Genomic DNA, 22,128 nt, shown 5'->3' with positions numbered 1-22,128 from the left:
GCATTCTCATTGTCCGGCCAGCGTGTTGAGCTGAAGGATGGGGAGCAGGATCGATAGCACGATCGTCGCGACGATCGCGCCCATGATGACGATGATGAACGGTTCGAGCAGCGACATGGCGGTGGCGGTGAAGCGGTCGAACTCGCGCTCCAGATAGTCGGCGGCGCGCTCAAGCATCTCGTCGAGCCGTCCCGCCGCCTCGCCGCTGGCGGCGAGATAGACGAGCAGCGGCGGGAAGACTCCGGCGCGGCGCATTGCCGCCGACAGGCTGCCGCCGCCGCGGATCGACTCGGTGATCTCGTCCGACGCCGCCTTGAGCCGGCGGTTGTGGATCGTGCCCGCGGTGAGACTAAGCCCTTCCAATAGCGGAAGTCGGCTGGCGACCATCGTCGACAGGGTCCGCGCCATCCGCGCCGCATGGAGGTCGCGGAGCAAGCGTCCAAGCAGCGGAACGCGCAAGAGCCAACTATCGAAGGCAAGCCGGATCGGCGGCTGGCGCAAGGCGGCCCATGCGCCGACGCCAAGCCCGACGAGCACGAACAGCATCAGCCACCACCAGCCGACCAGCACGTCGGACAGGCCGATCACCAGCCGCGTGAGAAGCGGAAGTTCCTGACCAACGGTGTCGAATTGCTCGACTACCTGCGGGACGACAAAGGTCATCAGCGCGAGCACCACGCCTAGCGCGACGGCGGCGAGCACCGAGGGGTAGGCCATGGCGGTCAGCAACTTGCCGCGGATTTCGGCCTGTCGTTCGAGCAGGGTCGACAGCCGCTCCATGATCTGCGGCAGCGTGCCCGAGCTTTCGCCCGCCGCGACCATCGCGCGGTAGAGCGGCGGGAAGCTCTTCGGCTCGCGCGCCATCGCATCGGCGAGGCGGCGGCCTTCGACGACCGCGCTGTGGACGGTCTGGACGATCGCGCGGACGCTTTCCTGCTCGGTCTGGCGGGTGATCGTGCGAAGCGATTCCTCGAGCGGCGAGACGCGGTTGAGCGTCGCCAACTGGCGGGTGAACAAGGTCAATTGCTTGCCCGACATCTTCGCGCGGCCGAGTTCGAGTCCGAACAACGGACGGCTGCGCGCCTGCGGGGTGCTGCCGGGTTCGATGCGGACGACGTAGAGGCGCTTGCGGTCGAGCGCCGCGCGCGCGGCGTCCATGTCGGTGGCGCTGACATGGCCGCGCGTCTCGTTACCGCGCGTGTCGATCGCGAGATAGTCGAAGTCAGCCATGGGTGGCGCTTTCGATCGACGCAATCATGACGCTTGAACAAGTACTTGAGCGAGACGGACTGAACGCCCCACTCCGTTCGTGCTGAGCTTGTCGAAGCACGTGAACCGGGTGGAGCGCCTGCAACACGCACTTCGACAAGCTCAGTGCGAACGGTTCTAGAGGTCGGCCAACGGATTCAGTGCGCATCGGCGATCGCGGCTTCGGCGGCGTCGGCGTTTTCGCTGCGCGAGACGCGAATCGCTTCCTCCGCAGTGGTTTGCCCGCTCTCCACCAGGCGCCGAGCGGCGGTGGCGAGCGTGTCGTTGTTTGCGAAGGTGTGGCGCGCGATGGCATCTTCGTCGCCGCCCTCGTTGATCAGGCGGCGGACGGTCGCGTCGACGCGCACCGCTTCGTAGACGCCGATCCGGCCGCGGAAGCCGGTTCTGTTGCAATTCTCGCACCCTACCGCCTCATAGACGGTCGCCGCCGGATCGATGCCGAGCAGCGGCGCGACCGTTTCCGATGCTTGCACCGGGCGTGCGCAATGTTTGCACAGGCGACGCACGAGGCGCTGCGCAATCACCGCGCGCAGCGTCGAGGCGAGCAGGAACGGCTCGACCTTCATGTCGCGCATTCGCGTGATCGCGCCGACCGCGTCGTTGGTGTGGACGGTCGACAGCACGAGGTGCCCGGTCAGCGACGCCTGCACCGCGATCTCTGCGGTCTCGCGGTCGCGGATTTCGCCGATCATCACCGTGTCGGGGTCCTGCCGCAGGATCGCGCGCAGCCCTGCGGCGAAGGTCAGCCCGACCTTGGCGTTGACCTGCGTCTGCCCGACCCCCTCGACCGCATATTCGACCGGGTCCTCGACGGTCAGGATGTTGCGGCTGCCGTCGTTGAGCAGCCGCAAGGCGGCGTAGAGCGTCGTCGTCTTGCCGCTGCCGGTCGGCCCGGTCACCAGCACGATGCCGTTCGGCTCGGCGATCGCCTCGCGCAGCAACGCGTACATCGCCGCGCTCATCCCGAGCGCGTCGAGGTCCATGCCGGCATTCTCCTTGTCGAGAATACGCAGCACGACGCGCTCGCCCGCGCGGCTCGGCAGCGTGGAGACGCGGACGTCGAGCAACTTGCCACCGAGCGTCAGACCCATGCGCCCGTCCTGCGGCACGCGCCGCTCGGCGATGTCGAGCCGCGCCATCACCTTGATGCGGCTGACCACCACCGGCGCGACGTGCGGCGGCATCCTGAGCGTCTCGCGCAGCACGCCGTCGATGCGCATCCGCACGACGAGGCCGGTCTCATAGGGCTCGATATGGATGTCCGACACGCCGTTGCGTGCAGCATCGGCGATGATGCCGTTGATGAGCCGGATCGCGGGCGCGTCATCGGCAGTGTCGAGCAGATCCTCGGCAGTCGGCAGCCCTTCGGCGAGCAGGTCGAGTTCGTCGCCCATCCCGACCGCGGCGGCGGCGGTCGCCTGCCCGTCCATCGCATAATTGTCGCTGAGCAGCCGGTCGAAGGCAGCGGGCGCGACCACCGCGACATCGAAGGCGCGCCCGAGCACGCGCCGCACCTCGATCAGCGCGCGCGGATCGCTGCCCTCGCGCAGCGCCACGCCGTCTCCATCCAGGACGACGCCGAACTTGCGCGCGAACGCATAAGGCAGCACGACCGGCACCGCGTCGGTCAGAATTGTCGCGCCGTCCGGAGCGGGCGGCAACGGCGCAGCGGCCGCGTCGATCTCCGCGCCGGTTCGCAGGATCATTTGCGCTTGCCCCCGCCCGTGATGACGCTGGTCGAGTTGCGATAGACCGGCACGCCGACGCGCGGATCCTCGATGCTGCCCGGTTCGCCGGGCGGGGGCAGCGGCGGCGTCGCGCCCATATAATCGCGGACCAGTTCGTCGATCGACGGCTCGGCGGCCGGGTCCTGCAGGCCCTGCTGGAGCCGCAGATAGCCGTAGCGGCGCTCGGTGACGCGGCGGTTCTCCTCCGCCGAGCGGATCACGGTCGGGCGGATGAAGATCATCAGGTTCGACTTGGCGCGGGTCTTGGCGCGGCTCTTGAAGAGATTGCCCAGCACCGGAATGTCGCCGAGCAGCGGGATCTTCTCGATCGTGCGCCGCTCCTCATCGGAAAGCAGCCCGCCGATCACCCCGATCGCGCCGTCGTCGACGGTCAGCACCGTCTCGACCTCGCGCTTGTTGAGGATCAGGTCGGAATTGCTGCTGCTGACCGGACCGGCGATCGAGCTGACCTCCAGATGGAGGTTCATCTTGATCGTGCCCGAGGAGTTCACCTGCGGACGGACGTCGAGCCCGATGCCGACGTTCTGGCGCTGCGTGGTGCGGAAGGCATTGTCGAAATTGTTCGACAGCGCTTCGCCGGTGGTGATCGGGATCTCCTGCCCGACCAGCGTATGCGCCTCCTGATTGTCGAGCGTCATGATCTGCGGGACTTGCAGCAGGTTCGACTTGGTGTCGCTCTTCACCGCGTTGATGATCGCGCCGAACACCGTGCTGCCGATCTGCCCGCCGAAGCCGCCGAAGCCGCCCTGCGAACCGATGATCGAATTGATCGCGGATTGCGTCAGCGTGTTCGACGCGGTGTTGTTGGTGGTCGTTTCGGTCCGCGTGCCGTCGGGCGCGGTCACGACGGTGCGGGTCGAGCCCAGAGATTGCGCGCCGATCGCGCCGGCAAGCTGAAGGATGTTCGGGGCGGAGTTGCTGAACGTCGAGGCGGCGAACGCGCCACCGTCGATGTTGCCGAGCAGGAACTGCGCGCCGAGCCGGTTGACGGTGCTGTCCGACACCTCGGCGACGATCGCCTCCACCAGCACCTGTTGCCGGCGCTGATCGAGCTTGCGGATCACCTCGGCGAGCTGGCGCTGAACGTCGGCGGGCGCGGCGACGACGATCGCATTCGCGCCGGCGTAGCGGGTGACGACCGCCGCGGTGCGCGCGCCTTCGCCACGGATCGCGGCCTGTTGTGGCTGGCCGCCCGACGTCTGCGTGGACGTCTGTTGCGACTGGCTGCGGGTGGCCGGCTGCGGGGTCGCGCCGACGCCGGTCGCCCCGGTGCTCGACGTGCTGAGCCCCGTGCGGCTGAGACCCTGTTCCTGCACCGCGTCGGGTGCTTGCCCGACGAGTTGCTGGAGCACGGGCAGCAATTGATTGGCGTCGGCATTTTCGAGAAAGACGACGCGGATTTCGGTCGCGTTGCGCGCGCTCTGGTCGAGTTCGCGCGCCAGCCCGGCGAGCCGCGCGACGGTCTGCGGATCACCACGGAGCGCCACCGCGTTGCTGCTCTCGATCGCCACCGCCGACGCGCCGCCGGTCGCCGCCGCCGCCCCGCCCTGTGCGCCGCCGCCGAGCAAGCCGGTCAGCGCGGTCGCGACCTCGCTGGCGCGCGCGTTCTTGAGCGCGATGATCCGCGTCGCCGAGGTGTCGGCGTCGATGCGGCGCACCACTTCGCGGACGCGGCGGACGTTATCGGCGAAATCGACGACGACGAGGCTGTTGCCGCCACGATTGGCGGTGACCGACCCTTGCGCGCTGACCAGCGGGCGGACGGTGTCGACCGCCTGCGCGGCGTCGACCGAGCGCAGCCGGATGATCTCGGTCACGAGCTGATTGCGCTGCGCCCCGGCGAGGCCGATCCGGCCCGGCTGGCTGGCGGCATTGTCGATCGGCTGGACGCGGAACGCGCCGTTGGCGGTCGGCACCGCGACCAGGGCATTGGCGCGCAGCGTCGAGAGGAACACCTCCAGATAATCGCTGCGCGACAGCGGGCGATCGGTGACGACGGTCACCTTCCCCTGCACGCGATTGTCGATGATGAAGGTGCGCCCGGTCACCTTCGCGGCATCGGCGATGAACGCACGGATGTCCGCATCGCGCACGTTGAGCGTGGTCTGCGCCAGCGCGGGTTGCGCCGCGGCGAGGAGGACGAGCGGCGACAGGAAAGTGGCGGTGCGGTTCATCGAGCTACCGGAATGGTGAGCGGCAACGGCTGCCCGCCGCGCTCCACCGTGAGGGACAGGGTGCCGCCCGACGCGCGGGCGCGGGTGAGCATATCGAGATCGGACGGACCGGTGATCGGGCGGCCCGCGACCGAGGTGATGATGTCGCCGTCGCGCAGCCCGGCGGCCCGGAAGGCGGTGCCCCCCTGCCCGCGCACGGTGACGCCGGTGACCTTGCCGCCGTCGATCCGCGGAATGGCGCTGATCTCCGAGCGAAGCTGCTGCGGCGACACCATCGGAGTGCCCGACGGGATCGTCCCGCCGCTGGGTATCTCGAGCGGCGCAGCGAGCGCGGGACCACCCGGCGGCGGGCCGGGCGGCGGGTTCTGGGCCGGATCGCCGGTCGGCGCGGTGACGGTGGTGCCGCCGCCCGATTGATCGAGGAACAGATCCTCGCTGCGGCCGCCGCGATCGAGCGTGACATGATCGAAGGCGACTGCCTTGAGCGTGACGCCGGGGGCCACCTCCTCACCGACGGCGACGCTCTTCTGCACGCCATCGGGACCGGCGATGATCGCCGCGCCGCGCGCCTGCGCACTGTCCATGCGCGTGCCGTAGAGCGTGAGCTGAAGCGAGGTGACCGCGGTCGGCCCCTGCGCCTGCGCCGCACCGCTGACGCGGTAGAAAGGATCGAATCCGGCGAGCACGCCCGCCGCATCGGCAGGGACGGTCGGCCCGGCGGGCGTCCATGCCCCAAGCGGCGCGACCGGCGTCAACAGCACCCACGCCAGCCGCGCACATTGCACCGCCAGCGCCGCAAGCAGCGCCAATTCCGCGGCGGAATAGATATTTACCACGGGCAGCCGCCGCAGGATCGCGCGCGCACGGGCATCGAACTTCAAACGCATCGGCCTGGCCAACTCCCCGCGAACGGCCGCTAGGTAAACCATATTACGTGGGTATTGCGAGTTTGTGTAATATTTCTGTGCTTGGGGCCTCACCTTTACCTGTGGCAAGAACCGGCGATGGCCACCGATCCGATCGCCGCCCGGCTTGCCGCCCAGTCCGGCTTCCAGCGCCTGCCCAGCCCGAAGCTGACGCTGTTCGTCAAACGCGGCTTCCTGTCGCCCGAGACGTGCGCTCGTCTGGTCGAGCTGATCGACATCGGCAGGCGACCGTCGACGATCGCCGACGCGAACGGCGACACGGCCTTTCGCACCAGCGAAACCTGCGACCTGCCCGGGACCGACCCGGTGGTGGCGCAGGTGGACGCGGCGCTGGCCGCCGCGACCGGGCTCGACCCGCTGCATGGCGAGCCGATCCAGGGGCAGCGCTATGCCGTGGGGCAGGAATTCAAGGCGCATACCGATTATTTCGAGCCGAACGGCGCCGACTTCGACCGTTATTGCAGCGTGGCGGGCAATCGTACCTGGACCGCGATGATCTATCTCAACGAGCCCGAGGCGGGCGGCGCGACGCGCTTCAAGGCGGTCGACAAGACGATCCAGCCGGAACGGGGCAAGCTGGTGTGCTGGAACAACTGCCGCCCCGACGGCACGCTCAACCCCGCGACCATCCACCACGGGATGAAGGTGCGCGCGGGGACGAAATATATCATCACCAAATGGTATCGTGAGCGCCCGTGGGGCTGGTGAACGGCGCGGTCACCCGTCCATAAGCACTTCATCCGTCGCCCCGGACCTGATCCGGGATCCCGCTTCTTTTCAGCCGCAGCGAAGAAGAAAGAAGCGGGATCCCGGATCAAGGCTCTCCTGAGCCTGTCGAAGGGTCCGGGATGACGGTCGTGGAGGTGCCGATCCTCGGATCAGAAGGTGACGCTCGCGCCCAGCGTGAACAGCCGGCCCAGGCGATAGCGGTTGATGTCGACGCGGTTGCCGCTGTCGAAGGTCTGGAACTCCTGATAGCGGGTGCCGGTCAGGTTGCGCATCTCGGCCTTGATCTCGACCTTCTTGCTCATGAAGTCGACGGTCTGGCGCGCGACGAAGTCGAGGCGGATGCCGGGCTTCTCGATGATGTCGGGCTGGAAGCCGGCACCACCCAGCAGCGACGGGCCGCGGTTGGTCACGCGCTCGCTGGCGTAGTTGAACAACAGCGTCGCCTGCGTGCCATTATCCTTGTCCTCGTAACCGAGCTGAAGGTTGACGAGGTGGTCGGACTGGCCGGTCAGCGGCGCGCCGTCGCGGAACAGGCTGGCGGCGGGCGCGAAGTTCGCCTGGCAGCCGCCGAGCGTCGTCCCTTCCAGCACGCCGGGCACACAGGTGCGGTCGGCGGTGAGCGCCGAATGCGTCCAGGTGTAATTGGCGATCACCACCGCGCGCTTGCCCGCCATGCCTTCGGAGATGAAGTCGAGGGGGATATATTTCTGCGCCTCGATCTCCGCGCCGTACAGCTTGGCGCGCGGCAGGTTGGTGAAACCGGTCTGGAGCCGTGCATCGGGGGTCGGGAAGAAGCCGACCTGCTCGATCGGATTGTCGATGCGCTTGTAGAAGCCGGCCAGCGTGATCCGCTGGTCACGCGCGAAGAACCATTCGTAGCGCGCCTCGAGATTGTAGAGTTCCGAGTCCTTCAGCCGCGGATTGCCGAAGAACAGGCGATCCGATTCGAAGTCGCGGAACGCCTGGGGCGCCAGTTCGCGGAACTGCGGACGGGCGATCGTCTTCGACGCGGCGAGGCGCAGCTGCATGTCCTGCGCGAAGTTCCACGTCAGCGTCGCACCGGGCAAGAAGTAATCGTTCTTCAGGCGCGTGCCGGTCGCGTTGACGGGCGTCACGGTCTGCGTCGCGGTCTCGTAGCGGACACCGACGATCGCGCGGACGCCGTCGAACGCCTCCGCCTCGGCCTGCACATAGCCGGCGTGGACGCGCAGCAGGGCGTCATAGGCGTAGGAGCCGTTCTGCCCGGCGTCGAAGCGCATCTGCACCGCCGTGTCGGACGGATTGCCCGCGCCCGGCACCGGACAGCCGTTCACCACATCGGGCGACAGCAGGTAATCGGGGCGGAACAGGTTGCACGGGAACGGGATCGCCCCGCCCGCCACCGTCTGATAGGTGAACGGCAGGCGCGTCGAGGTGCGCTCGTTCTCCGAATAATAATAGCCCGCAGACAGCGTCATCGGGCGCTCGCCCTGGAACTTGTAGGCGACATCGGCCTGACCCGAGTACAGGTTTTCGTTCAACTCGCTGAACACCACCGTCGCGAAGCGGTCGAAGGCGTTCGTCGCCTGCCACACGCCCGGGCAGCTCACCCCACTGTCGGAGACCGGCGCGTTGCTCAGGTTCGTGTTGAGCGACGTGTTGCAGAGATAGATGAACTGCCGCTCGTACGGTGAATTGCGCTGCGAATTGGCATAGGCGCCGCGCACGTCGATCGACAGGTCCTGCACCGGTCTGAACTCGCCGACCAATTGCGTCTCGATCAGCTTGCGCTCGAACCAGCTCGTGTTCTGCTGGAAGAGCGGGTTGCCGCTCGAATTGTTGTAGACCGTCGCCGCCGAGGCACGCCCCTGCTTGAGGGTGTCGTGGATGTAGACGTTGGTCCAGCGGATCTTGTTCTCGCCGAATTCCAGCCCGAAGCCGAGCAGGCCGTTCACCACGGCGCGATTGTCGGTGATGACGGTATTGAAGTCGTTGCGGATCGTGCCGTCGTCGCTGACGGTATCCTGTTGCACCGCGTCGCGGGTGCGCCAGTTGTTCGACACGCCGACGCTGCCGATCAGGCCCACCCGCGTCGAGCCCACGTCGCCGGTCACGCCGAGATCGAGGCTGCCAGAATAATTGGCCGGGATGTCGCTGTTGCGCTGGAGGAGCGTCGTGCGCGCATTCGACAATTGCAGCACCTGCGCGGCGGGGATCACGCCATTGCCGGTCGGCGCCTGTTTGATGAAGTCGGGAACGTTGCGCTCGCCACCGTCATAGCCGAGCCAGTCGGTCTTCGAGCCGAAATAGGTATAGCCGAGCCGCCCGGTCGTCTCGGTATCGATACCGCCGGACGCGCCGACCGTGAAGAAATTCTCGTCCGGGATCGCCTTGGTCGTCAGGTTGATGACGCCGCCGCCGAATTCGCCCGGATAGTTGACCGAATAGGTCTTCTGGACCAGCGCCGAGCCGACCACCGTGGTTGGGAAGATGTCGAGCGGCACGGTGCGCCGCAGCGGCTCCGGGCTGGGCAAGGGCGAGCCGTTGAGCAACGCCGAGGAATAACGGTCGCCGAGCCCGCGCACGAAGACATAGCCGTTGCCGACCACCGACAGGCCGGTGACGCGGGTCAGCGCGCCGGCGATGTCGCCCTCGCCGGTCCGCGCGATGTCGGCGGTCGACAGAACGTTGACGACCTGCGCGGTGGCGCGGACCGCATTGGGGATGTTGCGCCCGACGACGACGATGTCGCCGGCGGTGCTGGCGTCGACGCCGGGGGCGGAAATTTCGGCCTGATCATCGGCAGTACCGGGCACCGCATCCTGCGTCGCCTGTGCCTGCTGCTCCGGCGAGGTGGCCGGGCCGGGCGAGGTGGTGCTGGTCTGCGGCGGGCCGGCGGGCGCCGACGGAGCCGGAGCGACCTGCGCGAGCGCCGCGGGGGCGACCAGCGTGGTCGTCAGGAGAAGAAGCGAGGCAAGGGTGCGCTGGCGCATGTCGGTTTCCAGTCTGGTTCTAAAAAGCGGGCCCGGGTGGCGCGATCAGGCGCTCCCCGGGCTCCGCCGAGCATCACGAGGGGCTAAGCGCGCCTCAGCGGCCCTGGCACTGGAAGTAGATCGAGTTGAAGGTCGGCGGGCCGACGTCCTGCAGCGCGCTGTTCGCGGGGCGGACCGTGGAGCGGTCGTTGCCGGTTGCAGCAGCCCCGTTCACCGCATTGCCCGCGATGACGTTGAGGCATGCCGCCCCCGACTGGGTCTTCACGATGCCGTTGACGAAGGCGAAGTCCGCACCGCCGCGCAGGCGGATCGCGGCGGGTGCCGAATTCGTCTGGATGAACGTGAAGTTGGCGTAGCGGCCGTAGGTGCGCGGCAGCAGGTCTTCCTGATTGTTCGAGTCGATCTCGGTCGCGAACGAGTCGGCGGTCGAGCCGCCGGCCTTCTGCGCGGCGATGATGAACTGCATGAACCCGCGCCAGCCGTTGTCGACGTCGAAGCCGTCGTCATCCGCGCCGGTCACGACGAAATACTTCAGGTTGGTCGCGCCACCGAAGATCTCGATGCCGTCGTCGGCCGAATTGTGGCTCTGGACGTGGTCGATCGTCGTGCCCGACCCGGTGCCGCCGAGCGTAAGGCCCTGCAGCTCGTTGCCTTCGCTGATCGCGATCCCGGTGTAGCGGATCTGCACGTACTGCATCGTGCCCGAGCTGTCGGCAGCGTCGGTGCCGCCGTACAGACGACCGGTGACGCCCTCGATCTGCTGCTGGCAGGGCGCAGTGGCGCCCGCCGAGGTGCCGTCGGCGGTGTTCGGGCCGGAGCCGGTGATGCAGACCGCGGTCGGCGCCTTGCCGAGCAGGATCACGCCGCCCCACAGACCCTGCGACGAGTCCGACACGCCGTTGTTGGCAAGGTTCTGCTGCGCGGTGAAGATGATCGGCGCGTCGGCAGTGCCGACCGCGTTGATCTTGCTGCCACGGTTGACCAGCACGACGTCGTTGGTGGTTTCGGTCGAGTCCGCCGCGAGCACGACGCCCGGCTGGATCGTCAGCGTCGCCGACGCACCACCGTCGACGCCGACTTCGGTCAGGCCGCGGAAGCGGTAGACGAGGCCCGGGATCTTCGCGAGCGTCAGATCGGCGGTGATGACCTGCGGCAGGCGGCAATAGCGGAAGGTTGCCGGATTGCTGGCGCCGTTCGACGTGTTCAGGCCGTCGTCGGTCAAGCCCGTCGGGCAGGACGCCGCCGGCGTGCCGCTGCCGATCGACGGCACCGCGGTGCACGCGCTGCTGTTGAGGAAGGTCGCGCTCGACGAATTGCAGGTCCAGCCCGAGAACGAATTGTCGTTAGGGCCGCTGAGCGCGCCGACGAAGCTGGTGTTCTGGAGGAAGCTGCTGTTGCCGAGCACCGTCTGCGGGTTGCTGGCGGTGGTCAGCGAGGCGCCGCTGACCGGGTAGACGCCGTTCAGTGTCGCGCCGAAGCCCTGGAGGTTGTTGTTCTGCCCGGCGTTGACCAGCGCGACCTGCTCGTCGGCGGTGATGCTGACACCGTTGACAGCGGTCGACAGCGCGAACTGCGCGGCGGTCAGCGGGGTCGGCGTCGCGGTGCCGGTCGGCGTGGGAGTCGGCGCCGGCTGGTTGATCGTGACCGGCACGCTGCCAGCACCCGGCGACGCCACATCGTCCGCGCCGCACGATGCCAGGAACAGGGCGGCACTGGATGCCAGCAGCATGTGGCTGCGGCGGCTGAAGCTGACCATGAACTCACTCCCTTCGAGATTCGGGCCCTTTCTCAAGGCCCCGATCCGAGTCGGACCTGAGTGTCCGCTCGATCGTCGAGAGCGCCGCTAGGCGGTGAAAATGACGGCTGAATGCAGGTTCAGAGACGAATGCGTGACGCAACCGTTACGGTTGTATGACATGTCCGACGATGGGACGTGTGGAGCTTCGCTGGTTTCAAGCACTTACGCCATTTCAGCAACGGCGGGTAGTTGCCCGATCAGGTCTCGCGAAGATTGTGCGGGTGCGGTCGCGTGACATGTACGGGGCGAGACTTTGCAGAGGGGCTGCGCCTCAATCGTCATTTCCGCGTCGGCGTGTATCAAAAACCTCCTACGGTGCGGCTCTTGCGAAAGCCTGCGCATATGGATTCCCACCTGCGCGGGAATGACGATCGGATGGACCGCCGGGCAGAAACCAAGGGAGGACTTCTTGGTCCCAAACGCGAAATGACCCGCCGGTCAGAGCGACCCGCGGGGCATTTTCGTGAACCGGATGGTGGGCGCGACAGGGATTGAACCTGTGACCCCACCCGTGTGAAGGGTGTGCTCTACCGCTGAGCTACGCGCCCATCCGTTGGCGGAGCGGCGCATCTACGCAAGCGCCCCTGCCCTGTCCAGAGCAAATTCGCGTCAGTTCAGCGAATCCTTCAACACCTTGCCCGCCTTGAACTTCGGCTGGCTCGACGCCTTGATCGCCATCGGTTCGCCGGTGCGGGGGTTGCGGCCCGTCGACGCCTTGCGCTTGCTGACCGCGAAGGTGCCGAAACCAACCAGACGCACCTCGTCCCCCTTCTTCAGGCATGCCGAGATGGTGTCGAACACCGCCTCGACCGCGCGGCTCGCCTCATTCTTCCCCAACCCGGCGGCCGTCGCGACCTGCGCGATCAGTTCCTGCTTGTTCATCCCGCAAAACCCCACTTTCAGAAAGTCGTTACATATATGGAATGGATTCGCGGATCGGAACCCGCATCCGGCCATTAACGCGCGCCCGTGCCGCTGAGTCAAACGAAACCGCCGTACCGGATCACCGGTACGGCGGTCGCAATAAACTGACAAACGACGGTATTTAGTGATGCAGCTCGCCGCCGACCGGCGTGATCGGCGCGGGCGGAAGCGCAGCCAGTTCGTCGGCCTCGGTCCAGTCGATCGCCTCCAGCGGACGCACCAGCGCGAGCCGCAGGACCTCATCGACATGCGCGACCGGCACGATCTTCAGCCCTTCGCGAATGTTCTGCGGGATTTCGGCAAGATCCTTCTCATTCTCCTTGGGGATCAGCACCGTCTCGATCCCGCCGCGCAACGCGGCGAGCAGCTTCTCCTTGAGCCCGCCGATCGGCAGCACGCGCCCGCGCAACGTCACCTCGCCGGTCATCGCCACTTCCTTGCGGACCGGCGTGCCGGTCAGCGTCGAGACGATCGAGGTGACCAGCCCGATGCCTGCCGACGGCCCATCCTTGGGCACCGCGCCTTCGGGCAAGTGGATGTGGATGTCCTTGCGGTGGAACAGGCTGGGCTTGATCCCGAACGACGGCGAGCGCGCCTGGACGAACGAGAAGGCCGCCTGCACCGATTCCTTCATCACGTCGCCCAGCTTGCCGGTGACCTTCGCCTGTCCCTTTCCGGGCACGGTGACGCTTTCGATCGTCAGCAATTCGCCGCCGACCTCGGTCCACGCCAGCCCGGTGACCGCGCCGATCTGATCCTCGGTTTCCGAAAGGCCGTGGCGGAACTTCTGCACGCCCGCGAAATCCGACAGATTGTCCGGCGTGATCGTGACGCTCTCCGCCTTGCCCTCCAGGATTTGGCGCAGCGCCTTGCGGCACAGCTTGGCCACCTCGCGCTCGAGCGTGCGCACGCCGGCCTCGCGGGTATAGCGCTGGATCAGCGCGCGCAGCCCCTCGTTGGTGAGCGTGAACTCGCCCGGCTTCAGCCCGTGCGCCTCGATCTGCTTGGCGATCAGATGACGCTCGGCGATCTCGACCTTCTCATCCTCCGTGTACCCTTCCAGACGGATGATCTCCATCCGGTCGAGCAACGGCTGCGGCAGGTTGAGCGAGTTGGCGGTGCAGACGAACATCACGTCTGACAGATCGATGTCGATCTCGAGGTAATGGTCGTTGAACTTCGCGTTCTGCTCCGGGTCGAGCACCTCCAGCAGCGCCGACGCCGGATCGCCACGGAAATCCTGGCCGAGCTTGTCGATCTCGTCGAGCAGGAACAGCGGGTTGCTGGCCCCGGCCTTCTTGAGGTTCGTCACCACCTTGCCCGGCAGCGAGCCGATATAGGTGCGGCGGTGGCCGCGGATCTCGGCCTCATCGCGCACGCCGCCCAGCGACTGGCGGATGAACTCGCGCCCGGTCGCCTTGGCGATCGACTTGCCCAGCGACGTCTTGCCGACGCCGGGCGGGCCGACGAGGCACAGGATCGGCCCCTTCAGCTTGTTGGTGCGCGCCTGCACCGCGAGATATTCGACGATCCGGTCCTTGACCTTCTCCAGCGCGTAATGGTCCTCGTTGAGGATCGCCTCGGCGGCGGGGATGTCCTTCTTGATCTTGCTCTTCTTGCCCCATGGCAGCCCGAGCAGCACGTCGAGATAGTTGCGCACCACCGTCGCCTCGGCGCTCATCGGCGCCATGGTCTTCAGCTTCTTTAGCTCGGCGGTAGCCTTGGTGCGCGCCTCCTTGGACAGCTTGAGCGTCGCGATCTTCTGGGTCAGCTCGGCGATCTCGTCGCCCTCGCCTTCCTCGCCTTCGTTGCCCAGCTCGCGCTGGATCGCCTTCAGCTGCTCGTTGAGATAATATTCGCGCTGCGTCTTCTCCATCTGGCGCTTGACGCGGCTCTTGATCTTCTTCTCGACCTGCAGGACGCCGAGCTCGCCCTCCATCAGCGCATAGGCCATCTCCAGCCGCTTGAGCGGATCGGCCTCCATCAGCAGCGCCTGCTTCTCGGCGACCTTGACCTGGATGTTGCCCGCGACCGTGTCCGACAGCCGGCCGGCGGCGTCGATCTCGGCGAGCTGCGCGGCGAGTTCGGCGGGCAGCTTGCGGTTGAGCTTGGCGTAATTCTCGAACTGGTCTACGACCGAGCGCATCAGCGCCGCCGCTTCCGGACCCTCGGCGTCTGCATCGGCGACCGGCGCGACCGTCGCGGTCAAATACTCGCCGCTTTCCTCCAGCGTCTCCAGCGTCGCGCGCGCCTTGCCCTCGACCAGCACGCGCACGGTGCCGTCCGGCAGCTTGAGCAATTGCAGGACGGTGGCGGTGACGCCCATCGAGTACAGATCGTCGCGCGCGGGATCGTCCTCGGCCGGATCGAGCTGCGCGACGAGGAAAATCTCCTTGTCGGCGGCCATCGCGGCTTCCAGCGCGGCGACCGACTTGTCGCGCCCGACGAACAGCGGCACGATCATGTGCGGGAAGACGACGATGTCGCGAAGCGGCAGAACGGGGAAAGCAGACGTCATGTATACTCCGGTACCGCCCGTGTGGGGCGGCCAACACCGTTTATATGGTGCGTTCGCGCGCGGCATCAATCTTCTGCTCGCGCTCGCCGTCCCGACCTCGGTCGCCGCCGCGCAACTGCCGGGCAAGGGCGAGCCGCCGATCAGCGAGCAGACGCAGCTTTCGGGCGGCATACGCCCTGCCGGACAGGCCGACCTGAGCTTGCGTTCCGCCGACCTGTCGTTCGCCCCCGATCCGGCGACGCGACGGATGACGGCACGCGCCACGCTGGTCGTCACGGCCAAGCGCGACGTGGCGGCGATCACGCTCGATCTCGACTCGAACTATCAGGTGCGATCGGTGACGATCGACGGCAAGCCGGTGCGTGCGGAGCGCCCGGACGGGCGGATCTTCGTGGCGCGTGCACTGGCGGCGGGCAAGCAGGCGACGGTCGCGATCGCCTATGACGGCATTCCGCACGTCGCGGTCAACGCGCCGTGGGACGACGGAATGGTGTGGTCGCAGACGCCCGACGGCCAGCCGTGGATCGCGAGCACGACCGAGGGCTATGGCTGCGACCTGCTATGGCCGTGCCTCGACTTTCCGACCGGTGAGCCCGAGGTGGCGACGCTGCACATCACCGCGCCCAAGGGGTTGAAGGCGCCGTCGAATGGCAAGCTGCTGAAGGTCGACACGCTGCCCGACGGGCGGACGGTCTGGCACTGGCGCGCGCGGCAGCCGAACACCTATGCGATCGCGATCAACATCGGGCCGTATGAGGTAATCGAGGGCAGCTACAAGAGCCGCTACGGCAATACGATCCCGCTCTACTACTGGCACCTGCCCGGCGAGGGCGCGCAGGCGAAGAAGCTGTTCGACGAATTCGCGCCGACGCTCGACTTCTTCGAAAGCGTGATCGGCCCCTATCCGTTCGGCGACGAGAAACTGGGCGTGGTCGAGACGCCGCACAAGGGCATGGAGCACCAGACGATCAACGCCTATGGCAATGGCTATGCCAAGGCGCCCGAGGGGTTCGACTGGCTGTTCCACCACGAATTCAGCCACGAATGGTTCGCCAACCAGCTGACCGCCGCCAACTGGGACGATTACTGGCTGCACGAGGGGTTCGGCAGCTACATGCAGCCGCTCTACGGCCAGTGGCGCGAGGGTGACGCGCGCTATGCGGTGATGCTGGAGGCGCAGCGCAACCAGATCACCAACCGTGCCCCGATCGTCCGCGACCGCGTGCTGACCGAGGAAGAGGTCTATGAGCCGAGCAAGGGCGGCGCAGGCACCGACATCTATTACAAGGGGTCGTGGACGCTCCACACGCTGCGGTGGCTGATCGGCGACCGCGCCTTCTTCGATGCGGTGCGGCGGATGGTTTATGGGCGTCGCGATCCGAAGCCGGGCAATTTCACGCCGCGCTACGGCTCGACCCGCGAGTTCGAGGCGATCGTCCGCGAGGAGAGCGGGCGCGATCTGTCATGGTTCTTCGACACCTATCTGCGCGATCGTGCGTTGCCCGAGCTGGTGACGACGCGTGACGGCGACACGTTGCGGCTCGCCTGGCGGACGGAGCGCACGCGCGTCTTCGCGATGCCGGTCGAGCTGACGGTCGACGGCGTGGCGCGCCGCGTCGAGATGCCGGGCGGTACGGCGATGGTGACCGTACCAGCCGGCGCGCATCTGGTGATCGACCCGGCAGCGCGTCTCCTGCGTCGCTCGGTCGCGGTGGAGGAGTATCAGCAATGGAAACAGCAGCAGAAGCCCCGCTGACCGCGCGCGTGCTGGAGATGGCGGCGGTGTTCATGATCGGCGACGGGTTCCTCGGGCTGACGCAGACAAAGCGGCATACCGATCTTTGGAAGGAGAACGCGCTGGGAGCCGAGCGAACGGTGCGGCCCTTCGTCGGACGCCCGGGGCGTCGGCGGCTGTATGCGCTGTTGCAAATCGCCGCGGGGCTGGCGCTGGCGGCGCGGCAGCGGGGATAGCGCCGCAAAGCTCGTCATTGCGAGCGCAGCGAAGCAATCCAGGGCGTCCTGGTCCGGCCCTGGATTGCTTCGCTGCGCTCGCAATGACGGATCAGGGCACCACGGTCGTGAACAGATAGACCGCGAAGATCACCAGATGCACCGCGCCTTGCAGCACGGTGGTCCGTCCGGTGCCGAGCGAAATCGTCGCGATGAACAGCGACAGCGCGAGCAGGATGATCTTCATCGCGCTGAGCCCGAGCGCGAGCGGCAGGTCGAGCACGAGGCTGACGATCGCGACCGCCGGGATCGTGAGGCCGATCGTCGCCAGCGCCGAGCCGAGCGCGAGGTTGAGGCTGGTCTGGATGCGGTTGCGCGCCGCGGCGCGGTAAGCGGCGAGGCTTTCGGGGGCGAGCACCAGCGCGGCGATCACGACCCCGACCACCGCGAGCGGCAGCCCAGCACCGAGCACCGCCTCCTCGACGGTCTGCGACAGCGCCTTGGCGAGCAGCACCACCGCGACCAGCGCGACCAGCAGCGTGGCGAAGGCCACGCCGGTGGTCGCGCGGCTCGGCATCGCGGCGTGGCCGTCCTCGTCGCCCTGCTCGGGCAGGAAATATTCGCGGTGGCGCAAGGTCTGCACCATCACGAACACGCCGTAGAGGAACAGGCTGACCACCGCGACCAGCACCAGCTGCGAGGTGGCGTAATAAGGCCCCGGCGTGGTGAGCGTGTAATTGGGGAGCACCAGCGTCAGCACCGCCAGCGCGGCAAGCGTGCAGAGCGCAGCGCTCACCCCGCGCAGCGTAAAGCGTTGCTCGCCATGTTGCAGGCCGCCGACCAGCAGGCACAGCCCGATGATACCGTTGAGGATGATCATGATCGCGGCGAAGACGGTGTCGCGCGCCAGCGCCGAGGCGTCGCCGGCGTCGGAGAGCATCAGCGAGACGATCAGCGACACCTCGATGACGGTCACCGCGATCGCGAGCACGAGCGTGCCGAACGGCTCGCCGACCCGATGTGCGACCACCTCGGCGTGGTGGACCGCGGCGAGCACGCAGCCGAACAGCACGATCGTCGCGCCGATCGTTCCGGCCGCGCCCATCTTGTAGAGCGACAGCAATACGGTCAGCAGCCCGAGCGGCGGCAATGCCAGCGTCCACAGCGGCAGGTCGAGCCGGTGGAGCAGCGAACGGCGCACGTCGGCGGGCGGCAAGGCGTCGTCTTCGAGGGTCATGCGATCGGTGGGCTCCCTTTTCCCGACCAATGCATGAGGCGCGGACATGATCCGCTGGTGAAACGATCTGGCAGGTGCCGGCGTCTGCGCCGGGCGAAAGCGCTGTTTCCAAGCGCTTTCGATCGTTACCGAACACCCCGCCCTTCCGTCATCCCGGACTTGATCAGGGATCCCGCTTTTGCACGGGTGCCGGTGAAGCGAAGGGCTGCCTCTGTAGGTCCGGCTCTTTTACCAGCGTCGGGAAGAAGCGGGGTCCCGGGTCAAGCCCGGGACGACGGGGAGAGCGCGCGCGATGCTACCGCGCCCTCGCCGCTTCGGATCAGGCGACCTCGCCGGCCTTCTTGCTCTTTTCGGCATAGACGCGGACCGGGTCCTTGCGGCCCTCGACCACGTCCTTGTCGATCATCACCTCGTCGACCGAGTCCATCCCCGGCAGGTCGAACATCGTGTCGAGCAGGATGCCCTCAAGGATCGAGCGCAGCCCGCGCGCGCCGGTCTTGCGCTCGATCGCCTTCTTGGCGACCGTGGTCAGCGCATCGTCGGTGAAGCCGAGCTTGACCTCCTCCATCTCAAACAGCTTCTGATACTGCTTGACCAGCGCGTTCTTCGGCTCGGCCAGGATCTTGACCAGCGCCGGGATGTCGAGGTCTTCCAGCGTCGCGATCACCGGCAGACGGCCGACGAACTCGGGGATCAGCCCGAACTTGAGCAGATCCTCCGGCTCGGTCTGGCGCAGCACCTCGCCGGTGCGACGCTCTTCCGGCGTCGCGACATAGGCGCCGAAGCCGATCGACTTGCCCTGCAGGCGGTCGCCGATGATCTTCTCGAGGCCCGAGAAGGCGCCGCCACAGATGAACAGGATGTTCGTCGTGTCGACCTGCAGGAACTCCTGCTGCGGATGCTTGCGCCCGCCCTGCGGCGGCACGCTGGCGGTGGTGCCCTCCATCAGCTTTAGCAGCGCCTGCTGGACGCCCTCGCCCGACACGTCGCGGGTGATCGAGGGATTCTCGGCCTTGCGGCTGATCTTGTCGATCTCGTCGATATAGACGATGCCGCGCTGCGCACGCTCGACGTTGTAATCCGACGCCTGGAGCAGCTTGAGGATGATGTTCTCGACATCCTCGCCGACGTAACCGGCCTCGGTCAGCGTCGTGGCATCGGCCATCGTGAACGGCACGTCGAGGATGCGCGCGAGCGTCTGGGCGAGCAGCGTCTTGCCGCAGCCGGTAGGACCGACGAGCAGGATGTTGCTCTTCGCCAGCTCGACATCGGCACCCTTGGCGCCGTGGTTCAGCCGCTTGTAGTGATTGTGGACCGCCACCGACAGCACGCGCTTCGCCTGCTTTTGCCCGATGACATAGTCGTCGAGCACGTCACAGATTTCCTGCGGCGTCGGCACGCCGCCGTCCTTCTTGGCGACCAGCGCGGACTTCGTCTCCTCGCGAATGATGTCGTTGCACAGCTCGACGCATTCGTCACAGATGAAGACGGTGGGTCCGGCGATCAGCTTGCGCACCTCGTGCTGCGACTTGCCGCAGAACGAGCAATAGAGGGTGCTCTTGCTATCGCCGCCACTAAGTTTCGTCATTCAGTCCATCCTTCGTCGCGGATCGTCGACCCGCCCTGTGCGCGGCGCAGGCTAACGCACCGCTCCTTAAGCAACAACGTACAAAGCGTGCTTTTCACGTTAACACGCTCGGATTTCCGGGCTGCCTCGCCGCTGCAGGACATATTGAATGTCTCAACGCGGGCTTCAAGGGCTAGCGGTCCAGCTTGACTTGCCTGACGCGCCACCGCAGGGGCGCGGCTGGGGGAAATAAACATGTTGATGCGGCAGCTTCACGTTACGCGCAGGCGGCTGGGCGATCGCACGATCGTTATCGTCCTGGTGTCCCTCGGCATCGCGCTGCGCGCTGCCTGGTCAGCATTGCGCCCTCAGCCCAGCGCCGCCGGTGAGGCCCTGAACGTGGCGCTGGCGATCGGTTCGGGGCGCGGCATCGCCGACGCTTACGGCACCGGAACCGGGCCGACCGCGCATTTCTATCCACTCACGCAGGCGATCGGCGGCGGCGTCTATTCGGTGCTGGGGCTGCGAACGCTGGCTGCAGAGTTCGTGCTCACGACCTGGTCGATCGCGCTCGTAATGGCGTCGTTCCTGCTGCTGATTCGCATCTTCGGCCGGCTCGGCACCAACATTACCGCTCGACTGGGCGCACTGGCTTTCGCGTGCCTGTCCCCGCTTTACCTCGGGCAGGAGGCGGTCGACTTCCGCCTTTGGGATGGCGGCGTGACGATTATCCTGATGGTGCTGCTGCTCGATCAGTTGCTTCATGCCGAGATGATCGCGGCTCGCGACGATCCCCGGCAGGGCCGCAACGCGGTGGCGATCGGCGTCTGCGCCGCGATGCTGCTGGTGGTAAATCCTCCCGCCGGAATGGCTGGCGGGGTGGCGAGCCTGGTGCTGATGATCAGGCGCATGTCCATAAAGCAGATGCTTCTCTCAGCGGCCGCCGGGATCGTCGTGCTGGCGGCGATGCTGACGCCCTGGGTGATCAGGAACGAGCAGGTCTTCGGTACCTTCATTCCTTCACGCAGCAATGCCGGGCTGGAATTACGGATCGGAATGGATTCCGCGTCGCTGACCGCGCCCGATCGCCGCGAGCGCTTCATGGAGTTGCTGTCCGAGATACATCCGACTTGGCCCAAGGGTTTTGCCGCGCTTGAAGCAGCAGGTGGCGAGGTCGCCTATTCCCACCGGCTCGGCAGCGAGACGACGCAATGGATGGTAACGCATCCCAAACAGACCGCGCAATTGCTGCTGCTGCACCTGCGCCAGCAGTGGATACCCGAGCCGTGGCAGTTCGCCACCTTCGGAACCGGCACCATGCCAGGCCCTCGCGCGCTACTCTGCTCCGCCGTCAACGCGTTGGGACTTTTGGGCCTCGCCTTGGCCTTGTGGAGACATCGTCCGGGCTGGTTATATCTGGCGATCCTCCTGTTCGGTCTGTCGGCGCTCACGCTCCCGTTTCAGCCCGTAATGCGCTACACCTACCTCTACTATCCGTTCATGATCTTCGCTGCCGCCGACCTGATCGCAACAGCGTGGCGCGCGTGGCAGACACGCGCGCCACGACGTTCATCATGAAGCCGCGCTGATGTCCTCGGCCGGTTGCGGCCGCTTGTCGAACACCTGATCGATCAGGCCGAATTCCTTCGCCTCCTCGGCGCTCATGAACTTGTCACGGTCCATCGCGCGTTCGATCTCCTCGAGCGGCTTGCCGGTGTATTTGGCGTAGAGCGTGTTGAGGAAGTGGCGCATCCGCAGGATCTCGCGCGCCTGGATCTCGATGTCCGCGGCCATGCCCTGCGCGCCGCCCGACGGCTGGTGGATCATGATGCGGCTGTTGGTCAGCGCGACGCGCATCCCCGGCTCACCGCTGGCGAGCAGGAAGCTGCCCATCGAAGCGGCTTGACCGATGCAGACCGTGCCGACGCGCGGGCGGATGTACTGCATCGTGTCGTGGATCGCCATGCCCGCCGTGACGACACCGCCCGGCGAGTTGATGTACATGTAGATGTCCTTCTTCGGATTTTCCGATTCGAGGAACAGCAGCTGCGCGGTGATGAGGCTGGCCATGCCGTCCTCGACCCCGCCGGTCACGAACACGATCCGCTCGCGCAATAGCCGCGAGAAGATGTCGAACGACCGCTCGCCGCGGTTCGACTGCTCGATCACGATCGGCACCAGCCCGGCCTGGGTCTGATGCAGCCCGAGCCCGGCGCTCGCCAGCTTGCCCGCGAAATCGCCGGTGTCGAACGGATTGTGCATGGAAACTCTCTTTTCGCTTAGGAAGAGCCGCAACATCGGTGCTTCCGCGTAACG

The 22,128-nt window shown here is 66.7% G+C and carries 15 protein-coding genes and 1 tRNA gene; 4 read left to right on the top strand and 12 right to left on the bottom strand.

All coding sequences use genetic code 11. The features are described 5' to 3' along the window. Positions 1-6: 6 nt before the first annotated feature. The 4 genes from gspF to PGN16_RS18780 form a co-directional block, all read right to left on the bottom strand. Entirely contained in the window at positions 7-1,230 is a 1,224-nt protein-coding gene (gene gspF, locus PGN16_RS18795; RefSeq protein WP_335310873.1) for a type II secretion system inner membrane protein GspF, read from the bottom strand. Positions 1,231-1,406: 176 nt separating this feature from the next. Continuing rightward, positions 1,407-2,975 carry a GspE/PulE family protein gene (locus PGN16_RS18790; protein WP_335310872.1) on the bottom strand — a complete coding sequence of 523 codons (1,569 nt, stop codon included), beginning with the start codon at positions 2,973-2,975 and terminating at the stop codon, positions 1,407-1,409. Next, complete coding sequence (gene gspD / locus PGN16_RS18785) at positions 2,972-5,191, bottom strand: type II secretion system secretin GspD (protein ID WP_335310871.1); 2,220 nt, start codon at positions 5,189-5,191, stop codon at positions 2,972-2,974. Before gspD ends, PGN16_RS18790 begins: the two co-directional genes overlap by 4 nt. Then, the gene (locus tag PGN16_RS18780; RefSeq protein WP_335310870.1) at positions 5,188-6,078 is read right to left on the bottom strand and encodes a type II secretion system protein N; all 891 of its coding nucleotides are present in this window, start codon (positions 6,076-6,078) and stop codon (positions 5,188-5,190) included. Before PGN16_RS18780 ends, gspD begins: the two co-directional genes overlap by 4 nt. A 117-nt stretch (positions 6,079-6,195) precedes the next feature. On the opposite strand from PGN16_RS18780, the gene PGN16_RS18775 reads away from it, so the two are divergent. Further along, positions 6,196-6,825, top strand: a complete 630-nt coding sequence (locus PGN16_RS18775; protein WP_335310869.1) for a prolyl hydroxylase family protein — start codon at positions 6,196-6,198, stop codon at positions 6,823-6,825. A gap of 170 nt (positions 6,826-6,995) precedes the next feature. On the opposite strand, the gene PGN16_RS18770 is transcribed toward PGN16_RS18775, so the two are convergent. From PGN16_RS18770 to lon, 5 genes are all read right to left on the bottom strand, one after another. After that, a complete protein-coding gene (locus PGN16_RS18770) occupies positions 6,996-9,818 on the bottom strand; it encodes a TonB-dependent receptor domain-containing protein (RefSeq protein WP_335310868.1) in 2,823 nt (940 codons plus the stop codon). Between the two features lie 94 nt (positions 9,819-9,912). After that, positions 9,913-11,574, bottom strand: coding sequence for a hypothetical protein (locus tag PGN16_RS18765; protein ID WP_335310867.1), 1,662 nt, complete (start codon positions 11,572-11,574; stop codon positions 9,913-9,915). A gap of 515 nt (positions 11,575-12,089) precedes the next feature. Further along, positions 12,090-12,164, bottom strand: a tRNA-Val gene (locus tag PGN16_RS18760). Positions 12,165-12,225: 61 nt separating this feature from the next. After that, a complete protein-coding gene (locus PGN16_RS18755; RefSeq protein WP_335310866.1) occupies positions 12,226-12,498 on the bottom strand; it encodes an HU family DNA-binding protein in 273 nt (90 codons plus the stop codon). A 163-nt stretch (positions 12,499-12,661) separates the two neighbouring features. Then, complete coding sequence (lon, locus tag PGN16_RS18750; protein WP_335310865.1) at positions 12,662-15,058, bottom strand: endopeptidase La; 2,397 nt, start codon at positions 15,056-15,058, stop codon at positions 12,662-12,664. On the opposite strand from lon, the gene PGN16_RS18745 reads away from it, so the two are divergent. Beyond that, positions 15,057-16,814: a M1 family metallopeptidase gene (locus PGN16_RS18745; protein WP_335310864.1), complete on the top strand. Its 1,758-nt coding sequence runs from the start codon at positions 15,057-15,059 to the stop codon at positions 16,812-16,814. The two genes, lon and PGN16_RS18745, sit on opposite strands and share 2 nt — an antisense overlap. Further along, positions 16,787-17,029, top strand: coding sequence for a hypothetical protein (locus PGN16_RS18740; RefSeq protein ID WP_335310863.1), 243 nt, complete (start codon positions 16,787-16,789; stop codon positions 17,027-17,029). The genes PGN16_RS18745 and PGN16_RS18740 overlap by 28 nt, the downstream gene beginning before the upstream one ends. A gap of 91 nt (positions 17,030-17,120) precedes the next feature. Here PGN16_RS18740 and PGN16_RS18735 read toward each other — a convergent pair whose 3' ends face one another. Both PGN16_RS18735 and clpX read right to left on the bottom strand, forming a co-directional pair. Beyond that, positions 17,121-18,245, bottom strand: coding sequence for a calcium:proton antiporter (locus tag PGN16_RS18735; protein ID WP_335310862.1), 1,125 nt, complete (start codon positions 18,243-18,245; stop codon positions 17,121-17,123). Positions 18,246-18,564: 319 nt separating this feature from the next. Continuing rightward, on the bottom strand, positions 18,565-19,833 hold the full coding sequence (gene clpX, locus PGN16_RS18730; RefSeq protein WP_028965324.1) for an ATP-dependent Clp protease ATP-binding subunit ClpX: 1,269 nt from the start codon (positions 19,831-19,833) through the stop codon (positions 18,565-18,567). 234 nt (positions 19,834-20,067) lie between these two features. On the opposite strand from clpX, the gene PGN16_RS18725 reads away from it, so the two are divergent. Next, positions 20,068-21,390, top strand: a complete 1,323-nt coding sequence (locus PGN16_RS18725; protein ID WP_335310861.1) for a hypothetical protein — start codon at positions 20,068-20,070, stop codon at positions 21,388-21,390. Here PGN16_RS18725 and clpP read toward each other — a convergent pair. Further along, positions 21,385-22,074: an ATP-dependent Clp endopeptidase proteolytic subunit ClpP gene (clpP, locus tag PGN16_RS18720; protein ID WP_335310860.1), complete on the bottom strand. Its 690-nt coding sequence runs from the start codon at positions 22,072-22,074 to the stop codon at positions 21,385-21,387. The genes PGN16_RS18725 and clpP overlap by 6 nt on opposite strands. Positions 22,075-22,128: the final 54 nt, after the last annotated feature.

Origin of the sequence: Sphingomonas phyllosphaerae, from assembly GCF_036946485.1 — a bacterium.
Classification (GTDB): domain Bacteria; phylum Pseudomonadota; class Alphaproteobacteria; order Sphingomonadales; family Sphingomonadaceae; genus Sphingomonas; species Sphingomonas phyllosphaerae_E.
The sequence above is the reverse complement of the archived record's forward strand: the minus strand, read 5'-3'. Positions and strand labels throughout refer to the sequence as shown.